Below are 20,166 nucleotides of genomic sequence, written 5' to 3'. Positions count from 1 at the left end.
CCCCGTGGACCTCACGTCCCCTCCCGTACACCTCCCGCACCAGCGCGGCCCGCTGCACGATCTGCCGGACAGCCCCGAGGCGTACGACGCGGTCCTCGCCGACGTCGTCGAGCAGGCCCTGGCCCGGCTCACGCCGGAGGGCAACCTGGAGCACCCGGACTGCGTCGACGACATCGGCGACACATCGCTCGGCATCACCTCGCTCCTCGCCCTCGCCTGGCAGCGCGGCAAGGACCCCAGGCTGCCGGAGGCGGTGCGCCGCAGCCTCGCCTTCCATCTGCGCGAGCGGGTCTACACCGGGGACAACCCCGGCTACCCGAACCTGACGGTGCGCGACTCCGGTCTGCCCTACGCCCGCTACACCCTGGCCTCCGGCGCGCACCCCATCGGCGACTGGCCGAGCACGGTGTGGGCGCTCCTCCAGGCCGTCGATGTGCTGGACCTGGCCGAGGGCCTCGTCGACGACGGACAGCGCGCCGAACTCCTCGACGTGGCGCACGGCTACTGGCGTTGGCTCACCGAGGCGACCTTCTTCAACCCGCAGGAGGCCGGCAACCAGGCCATCGGCTGCGTCGTCGGCGGGCTGATGCTGGCCCGTCATCTCCCGCCGGACCAGGGCGAGCAGATGCGTACGCGCGCGATCGCCCTGTACACCGACAGGATCCGGGCCCACCGGGTCGCGGACCGCGGTGCACTGCTGCCTCCGGAACACGGCGGCGCCTACGACAACAACTACGGCCCGATCTCCCTGTCCTTCCTCGCCCAGGCCCACCGGATCAGCGGCGAGGAGATCTTCGCCGAGGACGGCGACGCACTCGCCCGCTACGTCGACGCCCGCCTCACGGGCGGCGGCTTCGACAACGGCGGTCCGCGCTACAGCGAGCAGCACAGCGGCTTCGAGTCGGTCCTCGGGCTGCGCTACTTCGGCGCCCGGATCGGCTCCGACCTGGGGCGCTACCGGGGTGACACCCGCTGGGGCCGGCATGCGGTCAAGGCGGACGGGGGAGTCGACGGTCACTTCGCCTGGATGCTGGTCTGGCAGATCCAGGACAGCACCCGCTGGCACCGCACGCCGTCCACGACGCCCACACGCCACCAACTCCGCGCAGGGACGGTCTCGGTGGCCTTCGACGACCGTATGACGCCGTCGCTGGTCGAGGCGGCGGGCACGTACTACCTCCCGGCCGCGGTGAACCGGCAGCACGGCTTCGGCCCGGTGGCGGACGGTTTCCTGTTCTGCCGCCCCATGGGCGAGGTCCGTGTCAGGGACGTCCGCGCCGGCGGCCTCGCGGCCAAGCTGGTCACCAAGCCGGTCGTCGGCCGCGATCACGTCCTGCGGCATGTGCGGTCCCTGTACGTCACCGACGGCACCAGCCTCTGGACGACCGTCGCGGTGGAACGGCTGCCCGGAACGCCGTATCTGCTCGCCGGCCTGCCGTACGCCGCCGACGACGGCGACCGGGTGCGCCGGACCGCGCAGGGCCAGGTCACGTCGGCGGGCGAACTCCGCCTCACCCACCCCGAGTCGGACGGTGCGGATCACTTCGACGCCCGCGCGGAACGGACCCAGCAAGAGGCGGCCTTCGCCCTGGCGGCCGACCCCCGCGGCTACGGCAACCCCGACGAGGGCTGGCGGCACCTGGTCGGCTCGACGGCCCTGGAGGCGGAACCGGCCCCCGGTGCCCCGGAGGACCTGCACGTCTTCGCCGTACGCTACGGACCGACGGGCGGGTTCGCGCCCACGTTCGCGTACGACGGTTCAGGGCTGGCCGTCCGCACCGAGGCGTTCACCGCCGTGATCGGCGAGGCGGCGGGCGACGCGCACGGGGAGCCGGAGCTGACCCTGCGGGCCGAGTAGGCCACCGGGCGCCGCCGCCCGTCACGGTCACCAGGGCAGGCCGAGCAGCCCCCACCCCCGCCGCTCGGCCTCGCCCACGACCGCGGCCCACTCGCGGAGCAGTACGGCGAACGCGTCGAAGTCCTCGATCCATCCGCCGGGACGCGCGGCGTGGACGGCGTACACCTCGCGCAGTCCGTCCAACAGCGGTTCGGCGGTGGCCCACCGTGCGCCCAGTTCCGCCACCGCCTTCGGCGGGCACGCGACGAGCAGGCCGGGCCGCCGGGGACCGGGGTCGCCGTGGAGGAGGCCGTCGAGCGGCGGCGGCGCGGGGTCGTCGTGCCAGAACAGGCCCCGCAGGAACCCGTCGAGGCTCTCCCTGAGCGCCGGAGCGGCGAAGTCCCGTACGTCCTCCCAGGCCTCCCCGGCCCAGAAGTGCGGCTTGTACGAGCCGCTGGTGCAGCGGAACGCGTACCGGCCGCACCAGTGCGGACCCGCTACCTCCGGCCACACCCACCCCGCTTCGGGCGGCGCGTCCCAGTCGAGGTCGACGTCGGGAAACGCGGCCTCCTCCAGCAGCGCAAGCCGCTCACTCACCGGCGTGGACTCCAGCCGCTCCCAGTCCACGGCCACAACCGTGATGTCCAGCCCCATCCGGTCAGGCCTTCGCGCGGGCGGCCGGCGTCTCCCGCGGGAGGGGCAGTGCCGTGCCCGGCACCACCAGGTCGGCCCTGTCGCGGGTCGCGGCGACCAGTTCCGCGTTGCGCTGGTCCGAGCCCAGCACCCAGGCCACCGCCTGCTCGTGGGCCTTGCCGAACTCCTCGTGCCGGGCGACCAGCCGCCCGATCCGCTCGGGTTCGTCGAGCTCGCAGAACCACACCTCGTCCAGCTGCGGGCGCACCCGCGCCCACGCGCCCGTGTCCAGCAGCAGGTAGTTGCCCTCGGTCACCACCAGCCGGGCCGTCGGCTCCACCGGAACGGCGCCCGCGATCGGCTGCTCCAGGACCCGCTCGAAGCCGGGCGCGTACACGGTGTCGCCACCGGCCTCCTCGTGCAGCCGCCGCAGCAGCGCCGCGTACCCCGCCGCGTCGAAGGTGTCCGGCGCGCCCTTGCGGTCCCGGCGGCCGAGCCGGTCCAGTTCGACGTCGGCGAGGTGGAAGCCGTCCATGGGCACATGCGCGACCCAGGGGTCCCCGGCACCGTTCAGCTCCCGCACCAGGTGCTCGGCGAGCGTCGTCTTGCCCGCGCCGGGGCTGCCGGTGACACCGAGGACTGCGCGGCGGCCGTCCCGGGGCAGGGACCGGGCGCGGGTGAGGAGATCGTCGAAGGTCAGGCTCACACCGCAGAGTGTGTCACCCGCCGGCATCAGGCACCTGGCCGAACTCCACACTGCGTCAACATCCCTTACGGGTTAGTTTGTGCCTGTTTTCGGACTTGTAGGGATTTGGACTTGCAGGGATGAAGGGTGGACGATGACGCACGGCACGAAGCCCATGCTCACGAGCATGGAGCGGCGCTACGCGGCGACCATGCCCGGCGGGTCCTGGCGAGCGCGCGGCGAGGGCCTGCTCGCGGCGGTGGCCGGTGCCTTCACCCTCGCCCAACTCCTCCTCGCGCGGCCCACGATGGGCCTCGGCTGGGACGAGGTGGTGTACGTCAGCCAGGTCGGCACCGAGGCTCCGGCCGCCTTCTTCAGCGCACCACGCGCGCGGGGCGTCTCGCTGCTGGTGTGGCCCGTCGCCTCCTGGTCCTCGTCCACGACCCTGCTGCGCGTCTATCTCGCCGTCCTGTCCGGACTCGCCCTGTACCTGGCCCTGCGCGCCTGGCGCGGACTGTTCCCGCCCCGCGTCCTGGCCGGCGCGGGCGCCCTGTTCGCCACCCTGTGGGTGACCCTCTTCTACGGCCCGCAGGCCATGCCCAACCTCTGGGTCGCGTTCGGCGCCCTGCTCTGCGTCGGCTGCTTCCTGCGCGCCCGCGCCGACCGCCTCGACGGACGGGCCCTGTGGGGCGTCCTGGCCGGTGCCGCGGTGATGGCGTGGATGCGGCCCACCGACGCCGTATGGATCGTGCTCCCTCTGCTCGTCCTCGCGGTCGCGGCACGGCACCGGGGGCTCGGGATCGCCCTGGCGGCGGGCCTCGTGGCAGGCGGCGCCGAGTGGGTGATCGAGGCGTTCGTCAGCTACGGCGGCCTGCGGGAGCGGCTGAACCAGGCCTCCCGGATCCAGGGCGACCTGGGCTGGAACCTCGCGGTCGACGACCAGGTGCGCAGCCTGGTCGGCAGCACCCTGTGCCGGCCCTGCGACGGCCAGATGCCCCACCCGGTCGTCTACGCCTGGTGGTTCGTCCTGCCTCTGCTCGCCGCCTGCGCTCTGGCGATCGCCGTCCTGGCCGGTCGCACCACCCGCACCGCGGTCCCGCTGCTCTGCGCCGCGACGGCCGCCTTCCCGTACCTGTTCATGATCGGATACGCGGCGCCCCGCTTCCTCCTGCCGGCCTACGCCCTGCTCGCCATCCCGGTCGCGGACGCGTTGCTCCACCTGGCCAAGAGACCGAACGGCCGGTGGCGCCCGGCGGCCGCCGCCGTGATCGGCGTCGGGCTGGCCGGACATCTGGCCGTGCAGTACGCCGTCCTGGACCGCACCGTGGAGCGCAGCACCGCGGGCCGCCAGGACTGGGCCCGCTCCGCCGCAGAGCTCCACCGCCTCGGCGTACGCCCGCCCTGCCTCCTCACCGGGCACGAGGCCATCCCCGTCGCCTACTACACCGGCTGCTCGTCCGGCGCGACCCGCGGCCACAACGCCAACACCACGACGGCCGAGATTCTGCGGACCACGCGCAGCATCCCGGTCGGCGCCCTCACCGCCCCCGGCGGCACCCCGCCCCGGTACGCCCGCGACTGGGAGCGGCACCGCCTCGACGGCCTTGAGGTCCGCATCGCCCCGGCGCCGGGCGCGGGCGGACGGGCATGACGCCGGATGAGCTGCTCGCCAAACCCAAGCGTGGACGCGCCTACTGGCACACCGCCCTCACACTGACCGTGCTGGTCGCCGTGGTCCGGCCGGCGAGGCGTCACTGGCCGGCCTTAATCCGGCGCGGTCCGGCTCGCCGCCTCGGACCACGGCCGGCTCCTGGTCGCCACCGCGGCGACCCTCGCGACGTGGCCCTGGGCGGCGCTCGCCCAGCAGGGCGCGGTGCCCGGGCGACTGCCCTCGAGTGGCTCGTCGCGGCACGTTCGCCACCTCCGACGCCAACCAGGTTCTGCCCGGCGGGCGCGGTGAGCCTGCACTTCCTGATGTGCTGCGGCATTCCGGTCGCCGGTGCGGGCACGGCGGTCGTGGTCGAGGGCACCGCCGGCGCGCTCGTCGTCGCCACGCGGGCAGTCGCGCTGCCCCTTGCGCCCGCCCGCGTGGCACTGCTCCACCTCGCCGCCAGTACCGCGGCCGCCCTGCTGCCCACTCTCGGCGCTCGGCTTCCTCGAGCGGTGCTCGCATTCGCCCTCACCTCCGTCGGCGCACCGGCCGCGGTGGCCGACTCCGCCGTGCTCGGCCACCGGCTGCTGACCGTGTGACTGCCGCTGTTTCCCGGGCTGGTGGTGCTCGGGGTGCTCGTCCGGCGTCGGGCCCTGTGAGCGCCAAAGGCGTTTCCCGGTCGGCCCGTTCAGGTAGGAGTCCGGTTGTCGGCCGAACGGCGGAGGGGGAGTGCCATGGCGAGCACTGAGCACGAGGGGCGGCTGGGGGAGGAGTTCTTCACTCCGGGGACCTCGTCGTTCACCGACTTCCTGGCGGCACACCGCCCGGCCCTGCTGCCCATGCGCCGCCCCTTCCCCGACGGCGTCCGGGCCGCACCCGACCGCTTCCCGCACGGCACCACGGTGCTGGCCCTCACCTACCGCGACGGTGTACTGATCGCCGGCGACCGCAGGGCCACCATGGGCAACCTCATCGCCCAGCGCGACCTGGAGAAGGTCCATCCCGCGGACGACCACACCGCGGTCGCCTTCGCCGGCACCGTCGGGCTCGCGCTGGACATGGTGAAGCTGTACCAGGTCGAGCTGAAGCACTTCGAGAAGATCGAGGGCATCCCCATGTCCCTCCAGGCGAAGGCGTCCCGCCTGGCCGGCATGATCCGGCAGAACCTCGGCCAGGCCATGCAGGGTCTCGCCGTGGTGCCGCTCCTCGCCGGTTACGACACCAGGGCGCCCGAGGGCGCGCGGGGCCGTATCTTCGACTTCGAGGTCACCGGCGGACCGTACGAGAAGTACGACTTCCACGCCGAGGGCTCCGGGTCGCCGTACGCCCGCGGCGCCCTCAAGAAGCTGTTCCGCTCGGGCATGTCCCGGCACGAGGCGGCCCTGGCCGCGCTGCACGCACTGTGGGACGCGGCCGACGACGACTCGGCGACCGGCGGACCGGACATCAACCGCCGGATCTTCCCCAGCGTTTCGGTGATCACCCAGGACGGCTTCGAGCGGCTGACCGACGCGGAGACGGAGGATCTGAGCCGGGAGATGGTGGAGCAGCGCCGCAGGCGGCCGGACGGCCCGAACGCCGTTCCCTGACGGCCGTCCGCCGTCCCGACCCTGCGCGCTTTCCCTCTCCATGGCCCGCGGGTTTGGTTTCCATGGGGAAGAACTGCCGCGGCCTTTACTGCACATGGTTTGCAAGTACCGGAGGATGGCCGCAGGCTGTACAGCGCAGCCGCCCTCCGGAAGAAAGACGCTCCCTCCCCGATGACGGCTGCCCCTGACTCCACTCCGACCCTCCCCGCCACGGCCCCCTCGCGGCGCACGGCCTGGCACCGCGTCCGCACCTCCATGACGCGGCAGGAGTGGAGCAGGGTCGGCGGCATGGCCGCGTTCGTGCTGGCCCTGCACGTCATCGGGTGGTTCACCCTCGTCGCTGTCGTGGCGCCCGAGCACTACAGCATCGGTCAGCAGTCCTTCGGCATCGGCATCGGCGTCACCGCGTACACCCTCGGTATGCGGCACGCCTTCGACGCCGACCACATCGCGGCGATCGACAACATCACCCGCAAGCTGATGGGGGAGGGGCAGCGGCCGCTGTCGGTCGGCTTCTGGTTCTCACTCGGCCACTCCAGCGTCGTCTTCGCCCTGGCGCTGCTGCTCTCCCTCGGCGTGAAGACCCTGGCCGGACCGGTCAGTGACGACGACTCCCGCCTCCACGACATCACCGGTCTGATCGGTACGACGGTCTCCGGAGCCTTCCTCTGTCTGATCGCGGCGATCAACCTGGTCGTCCTCGCCGGGATCTGGAAGGTGTTCCGCCGGATGCGCTCGGGCAGCTACGACGACGCGGCCCTCGAAGAGCAGTTGAACAACCGCGGCTTCATGAACCGCCTCCTGGGCCGCGCCACCAGGTCGATCACCAAGCCCTGGCACATGTACCCGCTGGGCCTGCTCTTCGGCCTCGGATTCGACACCGCGACCGAGGTCGCCCTGCTCGTCCTGGCCGGCTCGGGTGCCGCATCCGGTCTGCCCTGGTACGCGATCCTCTGCCTGCCGGTCCTCTTTGCCGCCGGCATGTCCCTCCTGGACACCATCGACGGCACGTTCATGAACTTCGCCTACGGCTGGGCGTTCTCCCAGCCGGTCCGCAAGGTCTACTACAACCTCATCGTCACCGGCCTGTCCGTCGCGGTCGCCCTGCTCATCGGCACGGTCGAACTCCTCGGCCTCCTCGCCGACCGCCTCGCCCTGCACGGCCCGTTCTGGAACCGGATCGCCGGCCTCGACCTCAACACCGCCGGCTTCGTGGTCGTGGGCCTCTTCGTCGTGACGTGGGTCGTCGCCCTGCTGGTGTGGCGGGTCGGGCGGATCGAGGAGAAGTGGGGACGGCCAGATACGGGTGGAGGCTCCGGGTTGCCCCGGAGCCTGCACCCCAGGCGTTGACCGCGGCTGTCACCGCTGCCAACTGAGGGCCCTGGGTCGCTCTACGGTCCGGCGTTGGCCACACCGCTTTCGTCGACGGTGAACTGTCCGTTCGCGGAGCCGTTGAAGGTCCCGCTCCTGATCCACTCGGTCAGTGCCGCCTTGACCGTGGCATGGGGGCCGGCCCACGGTTCACCGGGGCGCCCGCCGTAGGGGGTTCCGGACTCCGGTGTGCAGCGCGGGCCGGAGCAGCCCTCCATCGGCATCTGGTGGCTGGCGCACTCGACCTGGACGAGCACCTTGTTCGTCATCGACGCCGGGAGCGCGTTGAAGATGGCGGACGCGTTGGCCGGCGGCGCGGTGGCGTCCTCGAGACCGTGGATGACCAGTGTGGGCGGGGTCAGTTGCCCCGCGACGGCGGTGTTCCAGCCGTAGCTGGAGAACGTCGGCGAGCGGTTGAGGCCGGTCGGGTTGCCGGGGTCGCTCCCGCCCCAGTTCCGCCCCTCGGTGTCCTGCTCCATGATCTGCTCCCAGAACTGATCCTGGCTGCCGGGCACGACACGCCCGGTGCACACGGCCTCGCGATCCGGCGGCAGCACCGGTGCCCCCGGGCGGCGGTCGAGCGTCAGCGGGTACGTGACGAAGCCCGTCGAAGGCTCCGTCTCCTCAGTCGGTACACCGAAGAGCGACGACATGAACACGGCACGGTTGACCTTCGCGATGACGTCAGAGCTTCCGGGAAGGAGTGGGTTGGGGTTGGCTGCGTAGAGGGTCCGCCCGACGCGCAGCCCACCGAGCGAATGGCCGAGCAGGGTGACCTTGCCGTCCGTGGGCTGCGCGCGCGTGATGGCGTCGTCGATGACCTGGCGGATGTCGCGTACCCAGACGTCGGTGCCGGCAAAGCGGTGATTGCTTGAGTGTGCGCGCCTCTCCTCGCCCAGCGGATTGGGCATGAGCAGAGTCCCCTGTTGATCGAGGGGGAAGATCGGGTTGTGGGTGCGGTCGCACCCCTCGGGGTGCGAACAGGTGCCGTCCGGGTTGTAGGGCCTGAGGCTCGCGTTGGCGGGATCGTTCAGGCCGTCGTCGAAGCGCGTCGAGTGGCCGTAGCCGAGCAGGCTCGGGGCGAAGGTGTCGATTCCCGCCCGCGCGAGTCCGTCCTGCACGCTGAGCGAGTCACCTTCCGGGGCGGGGTGGCGCAGGTCGAAGAGCGGCGAGGCGGTGACGGAGCGGCCGTGGATCAGCACTGCGGCCCTGTTGGGCACTCCAGGGCATTTGCCGTTCGCGTACACCGGCTGAACGCGATGCACCTGGATCCTCGCGGGGCGCCCGTCGAACTGAGGGTCCGGCATGAGCCCGGGCGGCACCCTGAACCTCAGCCAGTGGTCGCGGGCGGCGACGCCGGTCGGCACCTCGTCGCATTGCTGGGCCGACGGCTTGGTGGCAGCGGCCATCGACGTTGTGCTGGAGCCGAAGGCAGTCACGATCAGGCAGACGCCCAGCAGGAGCCACTTCGTCCGGCCTGAGGGCCTTCGGCGCCCCTCGGTCCACGCTTGTCGCCCGCGCCTCATCGAGGCGGCCAGTATGCCCATTCTCCGGAGGATCGCTCTGTGTCGCTGACCCATGCGCGGTACCGCCATGCCCAAACCTCCTGCCGCTGGACGCGGGTGAAGCCGACTCTCATCAGTCTGCCCAGCAGGCACGTAGGGAGCGCCCCGCGCACTGGCGCACAGGTGGCACATCGGCGCGCAGGGGCGGACAGCGCTTTCACCCTCACCCTGGGTAGTGTCCGCCGCCCATGTCCCCGAACTGTCACAGGACTTGGAGGCTGGAGGCTTCTGGCGCCACCGTGGTCCCAGCGACCACATGCGATGACACTGCTCCTCATTCACCGAGGAATGCACGGCAGTTGCTGAAAAGAACTCAGGTTGCGTGGACCAAGGCTGCCTGAAGGAAGGAGCGTTGGACGTCGGCGCCGACGGCTGCCGCCCTGCGCAGGGTCCTCGTCGTCACGGTGGTCGCACAGCCGCTCACCGGCGCAGCCCCACCTCCCCCCGCCACCTGACGAACTGCTTCTCCGGATCGCCGGTGTACCCCCACGGAGCCCGCGTCGCCCGGCGCCCCAGCATCCGGAACAGGGCCGCGGCGATGTCGCGGACGCCCGCCTGACAGGCCGCGTGTGCCAGGTAGTTGAGGTCGCGCAGCTCGCCGGGGGCCACGTCGGCGGAGGCGCGGTTCGTGATCCAGCGCTCCCAGGTCCGGCGTACGTCGCTGACCGCGCCGTCGTGACTCCAGTGCTGGCCGAGCCCCATGGAGGCGTGCTGTCCCTTGGCCGCGTCCAGGGCGTAGCGGAACTCCTCGACGCGGGCGTACTGCACGAGCACCGGGAGCGGGCAGCCGGGCGGGGCGACGCCGGCCGCGTCGCGGGCGAAGTCGTACATCAGGCCGTGGGTGCCGTGCCAGCGCGAGGAGTAGTAGTGCAGCACCTGCAGATGCCCCTCCACGCTGAACGGGTCACGCTGGTGCAACTCGTCCCACCAGCGCCCCAGTTCCTGCCGCCGTACGCCCGCCGGATACAGCCGTGCGACGGAGATCAGCGAGATCCACGGCGTCGGGTCGTCCGGGTAGGAGTCCGCGGCCTTGAGGCAGGACAGCACCGCGGTGTCGATGCGGTGCTGGTCGATCGGCACACCCCGGCCCGCCGCGATCGCCAGATTGAACGCCCGGGTCGTCTCCGTGGCCGCCCGCAGCACCAGCGCGTCGGAGCTGTGCGGTTCGGCGGCCAGCCACGACTCCACCGTCGAACTGCCCGCACAGGCCTGTGCGAGCAGCCGGACCCGGTGGCCGCGCACCAGCCAGTCGGGACCGGTGGCACGCAGCAGTTCCCGCAGCCCCTGCCAGCGCCCGATGACGATGTCCTGACGGGCGCAGGTGAGGGGCGCGTCCCCGCAGTCGGGGTCGAAGTCGGGAGCGAAGCGGTCTCTCGCCATCGAGGGCTCCCTCAGAAGTCGGTGGAAAGACCTTCGTGGACAAGGGAGTTCGAGCCGCCCGCGCCGGCCGGAACACAGTCCGCCTCGACGGTCCGCGTGGCGTCCAGCTTGGCCGGCCGGTAGTAGTCGCTGCCCTGCCGCCAGTACCAGAGCATCGGGATCAGCCCGGCCGCGAGGCCGCCGATGCCGATGGCGATCGCGGAACCGCTCAGCTCACCCAGCGACTCGACGAAGATCCAGAACATGAACAGCGCCCCGAACAACGGCCACAGCCCGCCGAACACGAAGTTGCCCACCGACTTCAGCAGCATCCCGCGATAGGCGACGACCGCCGCGAGACCCGTCAGCCCGTAGTAGACGGCGATCTGCAACCCCATCGCCGAGATGGCGTCGGAGAGGATGTCGCCCACCGTGCCCAGGAAGTTGGCGGCGATGAACATCGCCAGTGCCACCACGCCGACCACCGCGATCGCCACCCATGGCGTGTTCCACCGGCGGTGCACCTTGCCCAGCGCGGACGGCATCGTACGGTCCCGGCCCATCGCGAACAGCGAACGCGTGACCTGGATCAGCGTGGTCTCCAACGTGGCGATGGTGGACAGCATCACCGCCACGATCAGCAACTTGCCGCCCCAGCCCGGCCAGATCTCCGCACCGAGCACCGCCAGCACATTCGCGTCGTTGTCCTGGATCTGCTGCGCGGAGAGGATGACGTTCACCGCGATCGTGAACACCTCGAACAGCAGGAACACGATGCCCACCCCGATGAGCCCCGCGAGGCCCGTCGTACGGCGGCTGTTGCGGGTCTCCTCGCTGAGATTGCTGGTGACGTCCCAGCCCCAGTAGTAGAACGCGGCGATCAGCGCCCCCGAGGCGAACCCCGTCACCCCGTCGAAGTGACCGAAGCCGAGCCAGGACCAGTCGAACGCCCGGGCGTTGTCCGAGTGGAAGAGGGCGAGTACGGCGAACAGGGCCAGTATGGCCAGTTCGACACCGGACATCACGAGCTGGGCCCGGACGGTGAGGCGGGCGCCGCCCAGCACCACGAACAGCATGATCAGGAACCAGCCGACACCGACCAGTGTCGACAGGGCGGTGTTCTCCGCGAGTTGCTCGTCGAAGAGGGCCAGCGTCATCGATCCGGCGGGCAGGGAACCGGCCACCATGAAGATGGTCGCCGAGATCACCAGTGCCCAGCCGCTGATGAACCCGAGGAAGGGGTGCAGCGTCCGCCCCACCCACGAGTAACTGGCGCCCGCGTTCACGTCGATGCGGCTGAGATAGCTGAAGGCCAGCGCGATGCCCAGCATCGGTATCGCGCAGTACAGCAGAGCGGCCGGACTGGCCAGTCCCACCGCCGAGACGAGGACCGCCGTGGTCGCGGCGAGCGAGTAGGCCGGGGCGCTGCCCGCGACCGCCATCACCACCGTGTCGAACGTACCGAGGACATTGGCCTGCAGCCCTCTGCCCCTGTTGTTGCTCATGGATGCGCTGCTCTCCGTCTTGCACGGCGCGGGGGCGACCAGGCCCCGACGCGTATGGGGGGGTGGGGTGGTACAACGCCACGAACCGGAGAGGGTTGACCTCGGGCAGGGGCGGCGAAAAGGGGTGGCGGACACTGTACGCCGTTGCGTCGCCGTGCAGTTACGCCGTGTGTGCGAGTGATGATAGCCACATTATTGAGGCTTCAAGAGCGCACGCCGGAGGCTCAGAACGGCGCGTGGGGTGGCGATGTGGGCCACCGGGGAGCCCGAGGCCGGGTTCAGTCCCCGATGCGGTCGATCTGCCGGAGCCTGTTGGTGGCGTCCAGGGCCGCGACCTTGTACGACTCCGCGAGCGTCGGGTAGTTGAACACCGCGTCGACCAGATAGTCGACCGTTCCGCCGCACCCCATCACCGACTGCCCGATGTGAATGAGCTCCGTCGCCCCGGTGCCGAAACAGTGCACCCCGAGAAGCGTGCGGTCCTCGGGGGAGACCAGCAGCTTCAGCATGCCGTGCGAGTCACCGATGATCTGCCCCCGGGCCAGCTCGCGGTAGCGGGAGATGCCCACCTCGAACGGCACGCACTCATCGGTGAGCTGGTCCTCGGTCCGCCCCACGAAGCTGATCTCCGGGATGGTGTAGATGCCGATCGGCTGGAGGTTGTGCATCCGGCCGACGGGCTCGCCGCAGGCGTGGTACGCCGCCGACCGGCCCTGCTCCATCGAGGTCGCGGCCAGCGCCGGGAAGCCGATGACGTCGCCGACGGCGTAGATGTGCGGCACCTCGGTACGGTAGTGCTCATCCACCGTGATCCGGCCGCGCGGGTCCGCGGTCAGCCCGGCCTTGTCCAGGTCCAGTCCTTCGGTGAGCCCCTGTCGGCCCGCTGAGTACATCACCGCGTCGGCGGGGATCTTCTTGCCGCTCTCCAGGATGGTCAGCGTCCCGCGCGGATGCCGCTCCACCGCGGCGACGGTCTCCCCGAAGCGGAACGTGACGGCGAGGTCCCGCAGGTGGTACTTGAGCGACTCGATCACCTCGACGTCGCACATGTCGAGCATACCGGCGCGCTTCTCCACCACGGTGATCTTGCTGCCGAGCGCGGCGAACATGCTGGCGTACTCCATGCCGATCACGCCCGCACCCACGATGACCATGGACCGCGGCACCCGCTCCAGCGCCAGGACGTTGTCCGAGTCCAGGATCGTCCGCCCGTCGAACTCCACGCTGCCGGGCCGCGCCGGCCGGGTGCCGGTGGCGATGACGATGTGCTCGGCGGTCAGCAGCCGCTCGTGGCCGGTGACCTCGCGCAGGGCCACGGTGTGCGGGTCGACGAAGCGGCCGGTCCCGGCGTACAGGGCGACGTGGTTGCGGGAGAGCTGGCTCCGGATGACGTCCACCTCACGGCCGACCACGTGCTGGGTGCGGGCGGTGAGGTCGGCGACGGTGATGTCCTCCTTGAGCCGGTAGCTCTGCCCGTACAGATCGCGCTGGGTGAGACCGGTCAGGTACAGCACCGCCTCGCGCAGGGTCTTGGAGGGGATGGTCCCGGTGTGGATGGAGACGCCGCCGACCATGTCGGGACGGTCGACGACCGCGACCCGGCGGCCCAGCTTGGCCGCGGCGATGGCGGCTTTCTGGCCACCCGGACCGGATCCGATGACGAGCATGTCGAAGTCGGGCACCCTCCGGAGTCTGACAGCCGGAGGGGCCCTTACGAAAGGGTGAGTCGGCAACCATTGCGTGCGTGAAGTACCGGGAGGGAAACGGAAGTTGCGCCACCGCCGGCGCACGGTGCCACACCGTGCATACGGGTCGATAATGCAGATATGGGGCATCGACTCGCCGACGCGAGCGCACCGGCCCGGCTGGCCGCCCCCGAGGAGGGCATCGGCCGGGACGAACTGGCGCTCGCGACCCGCAACCACGGCCTCCCACTCGAAGCCCTGCGCTACGACCTCACCCCACCGGGCCTGCACTACGTCCTGACCCACTACGACATCCCGTACGTCCCCGACGACACCCCGTGGCACCTGGCCATCGGCGGCCGCGTCGGCCGCCCACTGCGGCTGGACCTGGCCGACCTGCGGGCGTTCCCGCAGGTCACCACCCGGGTCACGCTGGAGTGCGCGGGCAACGGCCGGGCCCTGCTCACCCCACGGCCGGTGAGCCAGCCCTGGCTCGTCGAGGCGGTCGGCACCGCCGAGTGGACGGGCGTACCGCTGCGTCTGCTGCTCGCGCAGGCCGGAGTCGAGCCCGAGGCGGTCGAGGTGGTCTTCACCGGCGCCGACCACGGGGTCGAGCGCGGCGTCGAGCAGGACTACCGGCGCGCGCTCCCCCTGAACGTGGCCACGGCCGGCGACCCCGAGGTGCTGGTGGCGTACGCGATGAACGGCGCCCCGCTGCCCCCGCAGCACGGCCGTCCGCTACGGCTGGTCGTGCCCGGCTGGTACGGCATGGCACACGTGAAGTGGCTGCGCGAGGTCGAGGTCACCGACGTGCCGTTCGCGGGGTTCCAGCAGGCCGTGGCCTACCGGCTGCGCCGGCACCGTGAGGAGGAGGGCGAGCCGGTCACCCGCATCGCCCCTCGCGCCCTGCTCGTCCCACCCGGCTTCCCCGACTTCATGTCCCGGGCGCGGGTGGTCCGGCCCGGCCGGGTGGCTCTGGAAGGGCGTGCCTGGTCCGGGCGGGCGCCCGTGACGTGTGTCGAGGTCAGCTCGGACGCGGGTCGCACCTGGCGGAAGGCCGAGCTGGAGCCGGACACGGGCCACCGGTGGGCGTGGCGCCGCTGGCGGTACGACTGGACGGCGACCCCGGGCGACCATGTGCTGAGCGCGCGGGCCACCGACGCCGAGGGACACGGCCAGCCACTGGAGCAGCTGTGGAACCGCGGGGGCTTCGCCAACAACGTCGTCCAGCGGGTGCCGGTGCTGTGTGTGGACGAGGGGTGAGGCTGCGGGGTGAGGTCCGCGGGCGGGTCGCGGGATGAGGTCCGCGGGCGGGCCGCGGGCGGGCCGCGGCAGGCGCACACGGCCGCCCCGGGTGCCGGCCCGCACCCGAGGGCGACCCGTGCGGATGGCCGGTACGGCTAGGGCAGCAGCTTGTCGAGGGCGGAGGGACCCTCTGCCTCAAGCTTGCGCTTCGCCCATTCCAGGTTGCGTGGGGTGATGTCCTTGCCTGAGGCAAGCACGATGTCCTCGGGTGACACTTCGGTGCCGGTGCGGGCGTGGAGCAGGTCGTCCGGGGTGGCGCGCTCCTCGGACGGCCCGGATGTTTCGGGCTGGGACGTCGGCATCATCTCTGCTCCTCGGATCCGGATGACTTCTTCGGGCCCGGTGCGGTCATCGGGTCTGTTAACACCATTCAACGCCGGAGCGGACCCTGCATCCGGAGGCGCCGACCCGCTGTGCACTGAGGCCCCCTGGACACCAGGAGTACCTCTGCGCACCGCGGGGAAACGCCCGAAACCGGGCACCTCGCATCCACCGGGCCCGGCGGCCCCTCTCGTCAGCTCTCGAAGGGCGTGAGCGTCAGCCGGATCCCCGTCGGCGCCGTGTCCTGGATGTACGACGCGAAGTCGGCCACGTCATCGAAGGCGAAGCCGTACGCCTTGCCGTCCTCCGTCGCCGTGTGCATCGCCTTGGCGTAGTGGTTGGTCAGGTCGGTGCGGTAGAAGGTGGCGGGGTCGGTCGTCGGCTGGGCGGGATGGCTGAGCAGCGTCGAGCGGTTGAATCCTGCGCCGAGGACGGCGGCGACGGGGCCGGTCGTGCCGTCGTTGGGGGCGGCGAGGCTGCCGTCGCAGAACAGCACGTCCCGGGTCGACGGCTTGCCGAAGGAGACCTGGGCGGGCCCGTCGAAGGTGAACCGGTCGCCGCGGACCCGTCCCGTGAACGTACCCGCGTTGGTGGTGACCGTGAGGTCCCGTCCGGTGTACGTGCTCCACACCTCGTCGATGTACGGGGCGAGGTAGTCCTCGGCGAACAGGCCGGCGTCCAGGCCGTGTCCCGGGGCGATGACGCGCGTGTCGTCCACGACGAGCCGCGCGAAGTCCTCGACCTGACGGACCGCTGCGAACGCGGCCGCGCGCCCGCCGGCCCGCAGTGTGCCCGTCGTCTGGTCCTTGGCGCCGGTCAGCCGGATGCTCAGCGGCACGCTGAACATGTCGACCATGGTGGTGTTGCAGAACATGCCGGCGGCGTTGAAGGTGAACTCGGCACAGTCGTGCACCACCGGGTAGTTGGGGTCCGACGTCACCCAGCCCGCAGGGTACTGGAGCGCCGCGTTGCCGTTGCCGTCCGCGACGGCCTTGAACTTGAGCTTCTGGCCGAGCGACACATAGATCCGGCCGGACATCTGGGGGAGGGACAGCCGGGTCTCGCCACTGCCGGACAGGCTGATCGCGTAATCGGTGAAGCCGTCGGAGCCGTTGTCCGACAGGGCGATCGGAGCGAGGGTGCCGTCGGGCGTGACGCGTACCTGCCTGCCGTCCTGGTTGCCGACGATGTAGACGTGGACGCTGGCGTTGCCGAAGGAACCGCTGTCGTTGACGATCGTCAGCGGCAGTGCGGCCGCCGCGGCCCGTGTGTCGCCGTCCGCAGGTGTGCCGGCGAGGGCGTACGGAGCCACGGTGGCGGCGGTGGGGACGGCCACGGCCGCGCCGCCGAGAGCGAAGAGCAGCCTGCGTCGACCGAGATGGCGCTGATGGCGGGATGTCATGTGGGGGGTCTCCCGGAGTACGTGTGCGGGTGCTTGGGTCTCGGTGGGGAGACGGAGGCGGGAGAGCGGTCGGTCTGAGGTCTGAGAGCGCTCTCAATCCCTGGTCGCCACCACCGATGGGCCCCGATGGTACGCACCCTTCCGGCGTGGGCCAATGGTTGCGGCGGCGTCCCAAATCCCGCTGAACTGGGGGAACTTGAAAGACCACAGGATGGGCACGACCGCTTAACCCTTGCCTAAGGCTCACTTAAGCCCAACAGGCCGTTGAGAGCGCTCCCGACCGGCAGGGAAAGCTTTCGGAGAACCCTCTGCGAAGTGCCGGGAAATTCCGTGGACCGACTCCCGAAAGATCACGTACGGTGTGGCTCCACGCCCTGAGACGGTCGGAAGGAGGCGAGCGCCGTGCAGTTCACACCTCTCCAGCGCTCCCTCTCCCGTTGCCCCGGCGTGGTTCGTGAGAGCTGACCGGGAGCGCTCCACACAGCATCTATCCCGGAGGAATCCGTGACCGACCTGGTCATTCGCGCGCTCACCGCGAGCGACGCCCATCTCTTCGACGCCCACCCCGACCCGCTCGGCGCCCGCGAGGGACACCGGCGGACCCGGTTCCGCCCCGAGTGGCAGCGGGTGGCCCTGCGCGACGGCACGGTCGTCGCTCGCGGCGCCTGGTGGGGCGGCCCCGACGACTCGGAGCCCGTCAACATCAACTGGTTCGACGTGGCCGAGGGCGAGGAGGAGGCCGGCGCCGAACTCCTGCGCTCCGTCCCCTGGCGGGTCGAACTCGAGATCAACCTGCCCAGCGGCTGGCGGGACGATCCCGCCCTGAAGGCCGCCGCCGAGGCCCGCTTCGGAGCCGCGCGGGCGGCGGGCTACGAACTCCTCGTGGAACGCTTCCTGTACCGCTGGACCCCCGAGCTCGGTCTGCCCGAGCGTCCCGGGCGCCTGCGCTTCGGCGCCGAGCCGGACGACGCGGTCTTCCTCGACGCGCTGCGCCGCATCCACTCCGCCACCCTCGACGCCCACGCCCTGCGGGCCATCGAAGAGGGCGGCCTCGACCAAGCGGCCCAGGAAGAGCTCGACTTCTTCCACTGGTGCCCGTCCCCACGGGAGTGGTGGCAAGTCGCGCACACCCCGGACGGCGAACTCGCCGGCATCCACATCCCGGCCCACAACCCCTCCGGCCCGACCATCGGCTTCATCGGCGTCGTCCCGGAACAGCGCGGCCACGGCTACGCCTACGACCTCCTCGCGGAGTGCACCCACTTCCTCGTCCAGCAGGGCGCGGAGTTCGTCAGCGCAAGCACGGACCTGGGCAACTTCCCCATGGCCGCGAACTTCGCCAGGGCGGGCTTCCCCGTCGCCAAGGAACGCATCAACTTCCATGCGGCGGGCCAGGCGTAGCGAGGCGTAGCCCCGAGGGCCGGCAGAGGCATGGACCCGAGGGGCGGTGAACGGCAGGCGGTCCGGACCTTCGGCGGGTCCGGACCGTCTGTCAGTGCCGGGTGGCATGCTGGCCGACGGTGTGATCGACAGCGGGTACGGGAGGCGGGCATGGCGTTCGAGGGCGAGGTCTGGCATGTGCGCGGCGGCGACGGGCCGGTCGGGGAGATCCTGATCGACGACGCCGACTTCCCCTGGCTGTCGGGCCGGTTCACACCCGGCCCGGGGTACGCCGCGGTCCGCGATCTGTTCGCCCGTGAACTCGCCCTGCTGGAGCGGGACCTCGATGAGGGCAGGGGTGAATGGGAGGCGGTCTACGACGAGATCCGAAGAGGCGTCTCCCTGTCCTCACCCGAAGGTCCCGTCGCCGAGTTCCTGCTGCATGTCGACGGCTACAGGGCGTGGTTCCGGTGGAGCGACGAGCCGTTCGAGGACTGATCGGTCAGTCCGTCGGGCCGGTGAACAGGCCGGGGCGTGAGGCGATGCGGGCGACCGGCTCGCCGTTGTCCTGGCTGACAGCGACTCGATGGCGATGCCGCTGGTGCTGGTGCTGGTGCTGGTGCTGAGATGCTCACGCCGGCCGGGCAGGCGGTGTCCGTCCTGCGCGAGGTCTTCGGTGTGCTCACCTCCCATGCCACGAGAGCCCCTTGTAGGCCCGGACCCTCTCCGGCCAGGCCTACGCCAAGAACGATCTGGTGTCCTGGGCGAAGGAATACCTCGGCATCACCGTCAAGACGGTCCGGCGCCCGCCGGACGCCAAGGGCTTCGTCGTGCTCCCTCGCAGGTGGGCAGTGGAACGGGGCCGGTCGTGGATCATGAGGGCCCGCCGTCACTGCCGCGACCACGAACGGCTGCCCGAGATGAGCGAGTCGCTGATCAAGTGGGCGGCGATCACGCTGATGAGCCGGCCTCTCACCCGTCGCAAGAACCGTCCCGCCGAACGGCGCGGCGGCCCCCACGGCTACGTGATGCCGCAGGCCGCCGCCTGAATCACATGATCGGTCCCGCATCCCGGTTCAGGTCGCAGGATCGTCGCCGGGGTGGGGCCGTTACGTGCGGCGATCACGCTTCGAACTGACTACCAGCTCGAACACTAAGGGGCTGCCGGGTTCGTGGCGGAGTTCGTAAGGGCATCGAGCTGGGCGGCGAGGTCGGGGGTGAGGTGGGGGCGGGTGTCATTGAGGGGGCGGATGAGCTCGGCGGGGTCGTCCTGGGAGAGGGCGGCGTGGAGCCGGCTGAGCGGTTGACGGGCCGCGGTGGGCAGGTCGGTGAGGGCGGTGATCTGGCCGGCGATGCGGCGCAGGTCGGCCGCGTTGCGGCGGGCCCAGGTGGCGGTGGTGCGTTCGGCGGCGCGGCGTTCACGGGTGGCCTGGACGCGTTGTTCGCCGGTGGTTCCGGCCGGGCCGGGCCGGCCGCGCAGGTAGCGGCGTTCGGCGGCCTGGCGGCTGGCGACGCCGAGGGGCTGGGCGAGGTCGGCCCAGCTGGCGCCCGCGTGGCGGGCGGTTTCGATCAGGCCGGTCTCCCATCCGGCGAGCTGCTCGCGTACCTGGCGCAGCAGCAGGAGCGAGGCCAGGGCCTGTTCCGGGCCGATGTCGTGGTTCTCGGCAGTGCCGGGGTCCTGGTGCCGGGCTGCATGCAGGGCGTCGTCTATGGCATGCAGGGCTGCCGCAGCAGCGAGGAACGACGCCGGGCTGTGTGTGTCGGTGCTGGACGATGCCGGCTGATCGACCGGGGTCATGGGCACCTCCCTCTCTCGTCATCGCTTGGACGACATCGAGTTTGTCATCCATTGGATGACATGTTACAACGGTGTCAGTG

The 20,166-nt window shown here is 71.1% G+C and carries 18 protein-coding genes; 9 read left to right on the top strand and 9 right to left on the bottom strand.

The window, feature by feature from the left end:
• Nucleotides 1-4 precede the first annotated feature (4 nt).
• On the top strand, nucleotides 5-1,858 hold the full coding sequence (locus tag EJ357_RS02560; protein ID WP_126388172.1) for a hypothetical protein: 1,854 nt from the start codon (nucleotides 5-7) through the stop codon (nucleotides 1,856-1,858).
• Between the two features lie 27 nt (nucleotides 1,859-1,885).
• Here the strand turns inward: EJ357_RS02560 and EJ357_RS02555 are convergent, their stop codons facing one another.
• Nucleotides 1,886-2,491 carry a hypothetical protein gene (locus EJ357_RS02555; protein ID WP_126388170.1) on the bottom strand — a complete coding sequence of 202 codons (606 nt, stop codon included), beginning with the start codon at nucleotides 2,489-2,491 and terminating at the stop codon, nucleotides 1,886-1,888.
• 4 nt (nucleotides 2,492-2,495) lie between these two features.
• Nucleotides 2,496-3,176, bottom strand: coding sequence for a nucleoside/nucleotide kinase family protein (locus EJ357_RS02550; protein WP_126388168.1), 681 nt, complete (start codon nucleotides 3,174-3,176; stop codon nucleotides 2,496-2,498).
• A 133-nt stretch (nucleotides 3,177-3,309) separates the two neighbouring features.
• Here EJ357_RS02550 and EJ357_RS02545 point away from each other — a divergent pair, with 133 nt between their 5' ends.
• The 4 genes from EJ357_RS02545 to nicT all read left to right on the top strand — a co-directional run bounded on the left by EJ357_RS02545 (nucleotide 3,310) and on the right by nicT (nucleotide 7,745).
• On the top strand, nucleotides 3,310-4,806 hold the full coding sequence (locus EJ357_RS02545) for a hypothetical protein (protein WP_407698462.1): 1,497 nt from the start codon (nucleotides 3,310-3,312) through the stop codon (nucleotides 4,804-4,806).
• 305 nt (nucleotides 4,807-5,111) lie between these two features.
• Complete coding sequence (locus tag EJ357_RS50450) at nucleotides 5,112-5,405, top strand: hypothetical protein (RefSeq protein WP_323377791.1); 294 nt, start codon at nucleotides 5,112-5,114, stop codon at nucleotides 5,403-5,405.
• Nucleotides 5,406-5,540: 135 nt separating this feature from the next.
• Entirely contained in the window at nucleotides 5,541-6,395 is an 855-nt protein-coding gene (gene prcB / locus EJ357_RS02535; RefSeq protein ID WP_126388166.1) for a proteasome subunit beta, read from the top strand.
• A 171-nt stretch (nucleotides 6,396-6,566) separates the two neighbouring features.
• Entirely contained in the window at nucleotides 6,567-7,745 is a 1,179-nt protein-coding gene (nicT, locus tag EJ357_RS02530; RefSeq protein WP_126388164.1) for a Nickel transporter NicT, read from the top strand.
• Between the two features lie 41 nt (nucleotides 7,746-7,786).
• Here the strand turns inward: nicT and EJ357_RS02525 are convergent, their stop codons facing one another.
• The 4 genes from EJ357_RS02525 to sthA all read right to left on the bottom strand — a co-directional run bounded on the left by EJ357_RS02525 (nucleotide 7,787) and on the right by sthA (nucleotide 13,877).
• Nucleotides 7,787-9,175, bottom strand: a complete 1,389-nt coding sequence (locus tag EJ357_RS02525) for an alpha/beta fold hydrolase (protein ID WP_175647286.1) — start codon at nucleotides 9,173-9,175, stop codon at nucleotides 7,787-7,789.
• A 576-nt stretch (nucleotides 9,176-9,751) separates the two neighbouring features.
• A complete protein-coding gene (locus tag EJ357_RS02520; RefSeq protein ID WP_126388160.1) occupies nucleotides 9,752-10,711 on the bottom strand; it encodes a hypothetical protein in 960 nt (319 codons plus the stop codon).
• An 11-nt stretch (nucleotides 10,712-10,722) separates the two neighbouring features.
• Nucleotides 10,723-12,195 carry an APC family permease gene (locus tag EJ357_RS02515; RefSeq protein WP_126388157.1) on the bottom strand — a complete coding sequence of 491 codons (1,473 nt, stop codon included), beginning with the start codon at nucleotides 12,193-12,195 and terminating at the stop codon, nucleotides 10,723-10,725.
• 278 nt (nucleotides 12,196-12,473) lie between these two features.
• Nucleotides 12,474-13,877, bottom strand: a complete 1,404-nt coding sequence (gene sthA / locus EJ357_RS02510; protein WP_126388156.1) for a Si-specific NAD(P)(+) transhydrogenase — start codon at nucleotides 13,875-13,877, stop codon at nucleotides 12,474-12,476.
• A 144-nt stretch (nucleotides 13,878-14,021) separates the two neighbouring features.
• Between sthA and EJ357_RS02505 the strand changes: the two genes are divergently transcribed.
• Nucleotides 14,022-15,143 (top strand): sulfite oxidase, encoded by a 1,122-nt coding sequence (locus EJ357_RS02505; RefSeq protein ID WP_126388154.1) that lies wholly within the window; start codon nucleotides 14,022-14,024, stop codon nucleotides 15,141-15,143.
• Between the two features lie 137 nt (nucleotides 15,144-15,280).
• Here the strand turns inward: EJ357_RS02505 and EJ357_RS02500 are convergent, their stop codons facing one another.
• Both EJ357_RS02500 and EJ357_RS02495 read right to left on the bottom strand, forming a co-directional pair.
• On the bottom strand, nucleotides 15,281-15,487 hold the full coding sequence (locus tag EJ357_RS02500) for a hypothetical protein (RefSeq protein ID WP_126399118.1): 207 nt from the start codon (nucleotides 15,485-15,487) through the stop codon (nucleotides 15,281-15,283).
• A gap of 212 nt (nucleotides 15,488-15,699) precedes the next feature.
• Nucleotides 15,700-16,908, bottom strand: coding sequence for a beta-1,3-glucanase family protein (locus EJ357_RS02495; protein ID WP_126388152.1), 1,209 nt, complete (start codon nucleotides 16,906-16,908; stop codon nucleotides 15,700-15,702).
• A 504-nt stretch (nucleotides 16,909-17,412) separates the two neighbouring features.
• Here EJ357_RS02495 and EJ357_RS02490 point away from each other — a divergent pair.
• The 3 genes from EJ357_RS02490 (at nucleotide 17,413) to EJ357_RS02480 (ending at nucleotide 19,337) form a co-directional block, all read left to right on the top strand.
• On the top strand, nucleotides 17,413-18,309 hold the full coding sequence (locus EJ357_RS02490; RefSeq protein WP_126388150.1) for a GNAT family N-acetyltransferase: 897 nt from the start codon (nucleotides 17,413-17,415) through the stop codon (nucleotides 18,307-18,309).
• 150 nt (nucleotides 18,310-18,459) lie between these two features.
• Nucleotides 18,460-18,786, top strand: a complete 327-nt coding sequence (locus EJ357_RS02485) for a hypothetical protein (RefSeq protein WP_126388148.1) — start codon at nucleotides 18,460-18,462, stop codon at nucleotides 18,784-18,786.
• 257 nt (nucleotides 18,787-19,043) lie between these two features.
• Nucleotides 19,044-19,337 carry a transposase gene (locus EJ357_RS02480; protein WP_175647285.1) on the top strand — a complete coding sequence of 98 codons (294 nt, stop codon included), beginning with the start codon at nucleotides 19,044-19,046 and terminating at the stop codon, nucleotides 19,335-19,337.
• A 104-nt stretch (nucleotides 19,338-19,441) separates the two neighbouring features.
• On the opposite strand, the gene EJ357_RS02475 is transcribed toward EJ357_RS02480, so the two are convergent.
• Entirely contained in the window at nucleotides 19,442-20,086 is a 645-nt protein-coding gene (locus EJ357_RS02475) for a type III effector protein (protein WP_126388144.1), read from the bottom strand.
• Nucleotides 20,087-20,166: the final 80 nt, after the last annotated feature.

Origin of the sequence: Streptomyces cyaneochromogenes, from assembly GCF_003963535.1 — a bacterium.
GTDB lineage: Bacteria > Actinomycetota > Actinomycetes > Streptomycetales > Streptomycetaceae > Streptomyces > Streptomyces shaanxiensis.
This window is presented reverse-complemented; position numbering and strand designations above follow the sequence as displayed.

Excerpts from the sequence above, each read along its gene's own strand:
- EJ357_RS02555 (WP_126388170.1), bottom strand. The coding sequence starts at position 2,491 with ATGGGGCTGGACATCACGGTTGTGGCCGTGGACTGGGAGCGGCTGGAG.
- EJ357_RS02545 (WP_407698462.1), top strand. The coding sequence starts at position 3,310 with ATGACGCACGGCACGAAGCCCATGCTCACGAGCATGGAGCGGCGCTAC.
- prcB (WP_126388166.1), top strand. The coding sequence starts at position 5,541 with ATGGCGAGCACTGAGCACGAGGGGCGGCTGGGGGAGGAGTTCTTCACT.
- nicT (WP_126388164.1), top strand. The coding sequence starts at position 6,567 with ATGACGGCTGCCCCTGACTCCACTCCGACCCTCCCCGCCACGGCCCCC.
- EJ357_RS02525 (WP_175647286.1), bottom strand. The coding sequence starts at position 9,175 with ATGGCCGCTGCCACCAAGCCGTCGGCCCAGCAATGCGACGAGGTGCCG.
- EJ357_RS02520 (WP_126388160.1), bottom strand. The coding sequence starts at position 10,711 with ATGGCGAGAGACCGCTTCGCTCCCGACTTCGACCCCGACTGCGGGGAC.
- EJ357_RS02515 (WP_126388157.1), bottom strand. The coding sequence starts at position 12,195 with ATGAGCAACAACAGGGGCAGAGGGCTGCAGGCCAATGTCCTCGGTACG.
- EJ357_RS02505 (WP_126388154.1), top strand. The coding sequence starts at position 14,022 with ATGGGGCATCGACTCGCCGACGCGAGCGCACCGGCCCGGCTGGCCGCC.
- EJ357_RS02500 (WP_126399118.1), bottom strand. The coding sequence starts at position 15,487 with ATGCCGACGTCCCAGCCCGAAACATCCGGGCCGTCCGAGGAGCGCGCC.
- EJ357_RS02495 (WP_126388152.1), bottom strand. The coding sequence starts at position 16,908 with ATGACATCCCGCCATCAGCGCCATCTCGGTCGACGCAGGCTGCTCTTC.
- EJ357_RS02485 (WP_126388148.1), top strand. The coding sequence starts at position 18,460 with ATGGCGTTCGAGGGCGAGGTCTGGCATGTGCGCGGCGGCGACGGGCCG.
- EJ357_RS02475 (WP_126388144.1), bottom strand. The coding sequence starts at position 20,086 with ATGACCCCGGTCGATCAGCCGGCATCGTCCAGCACCGACACACACAGC.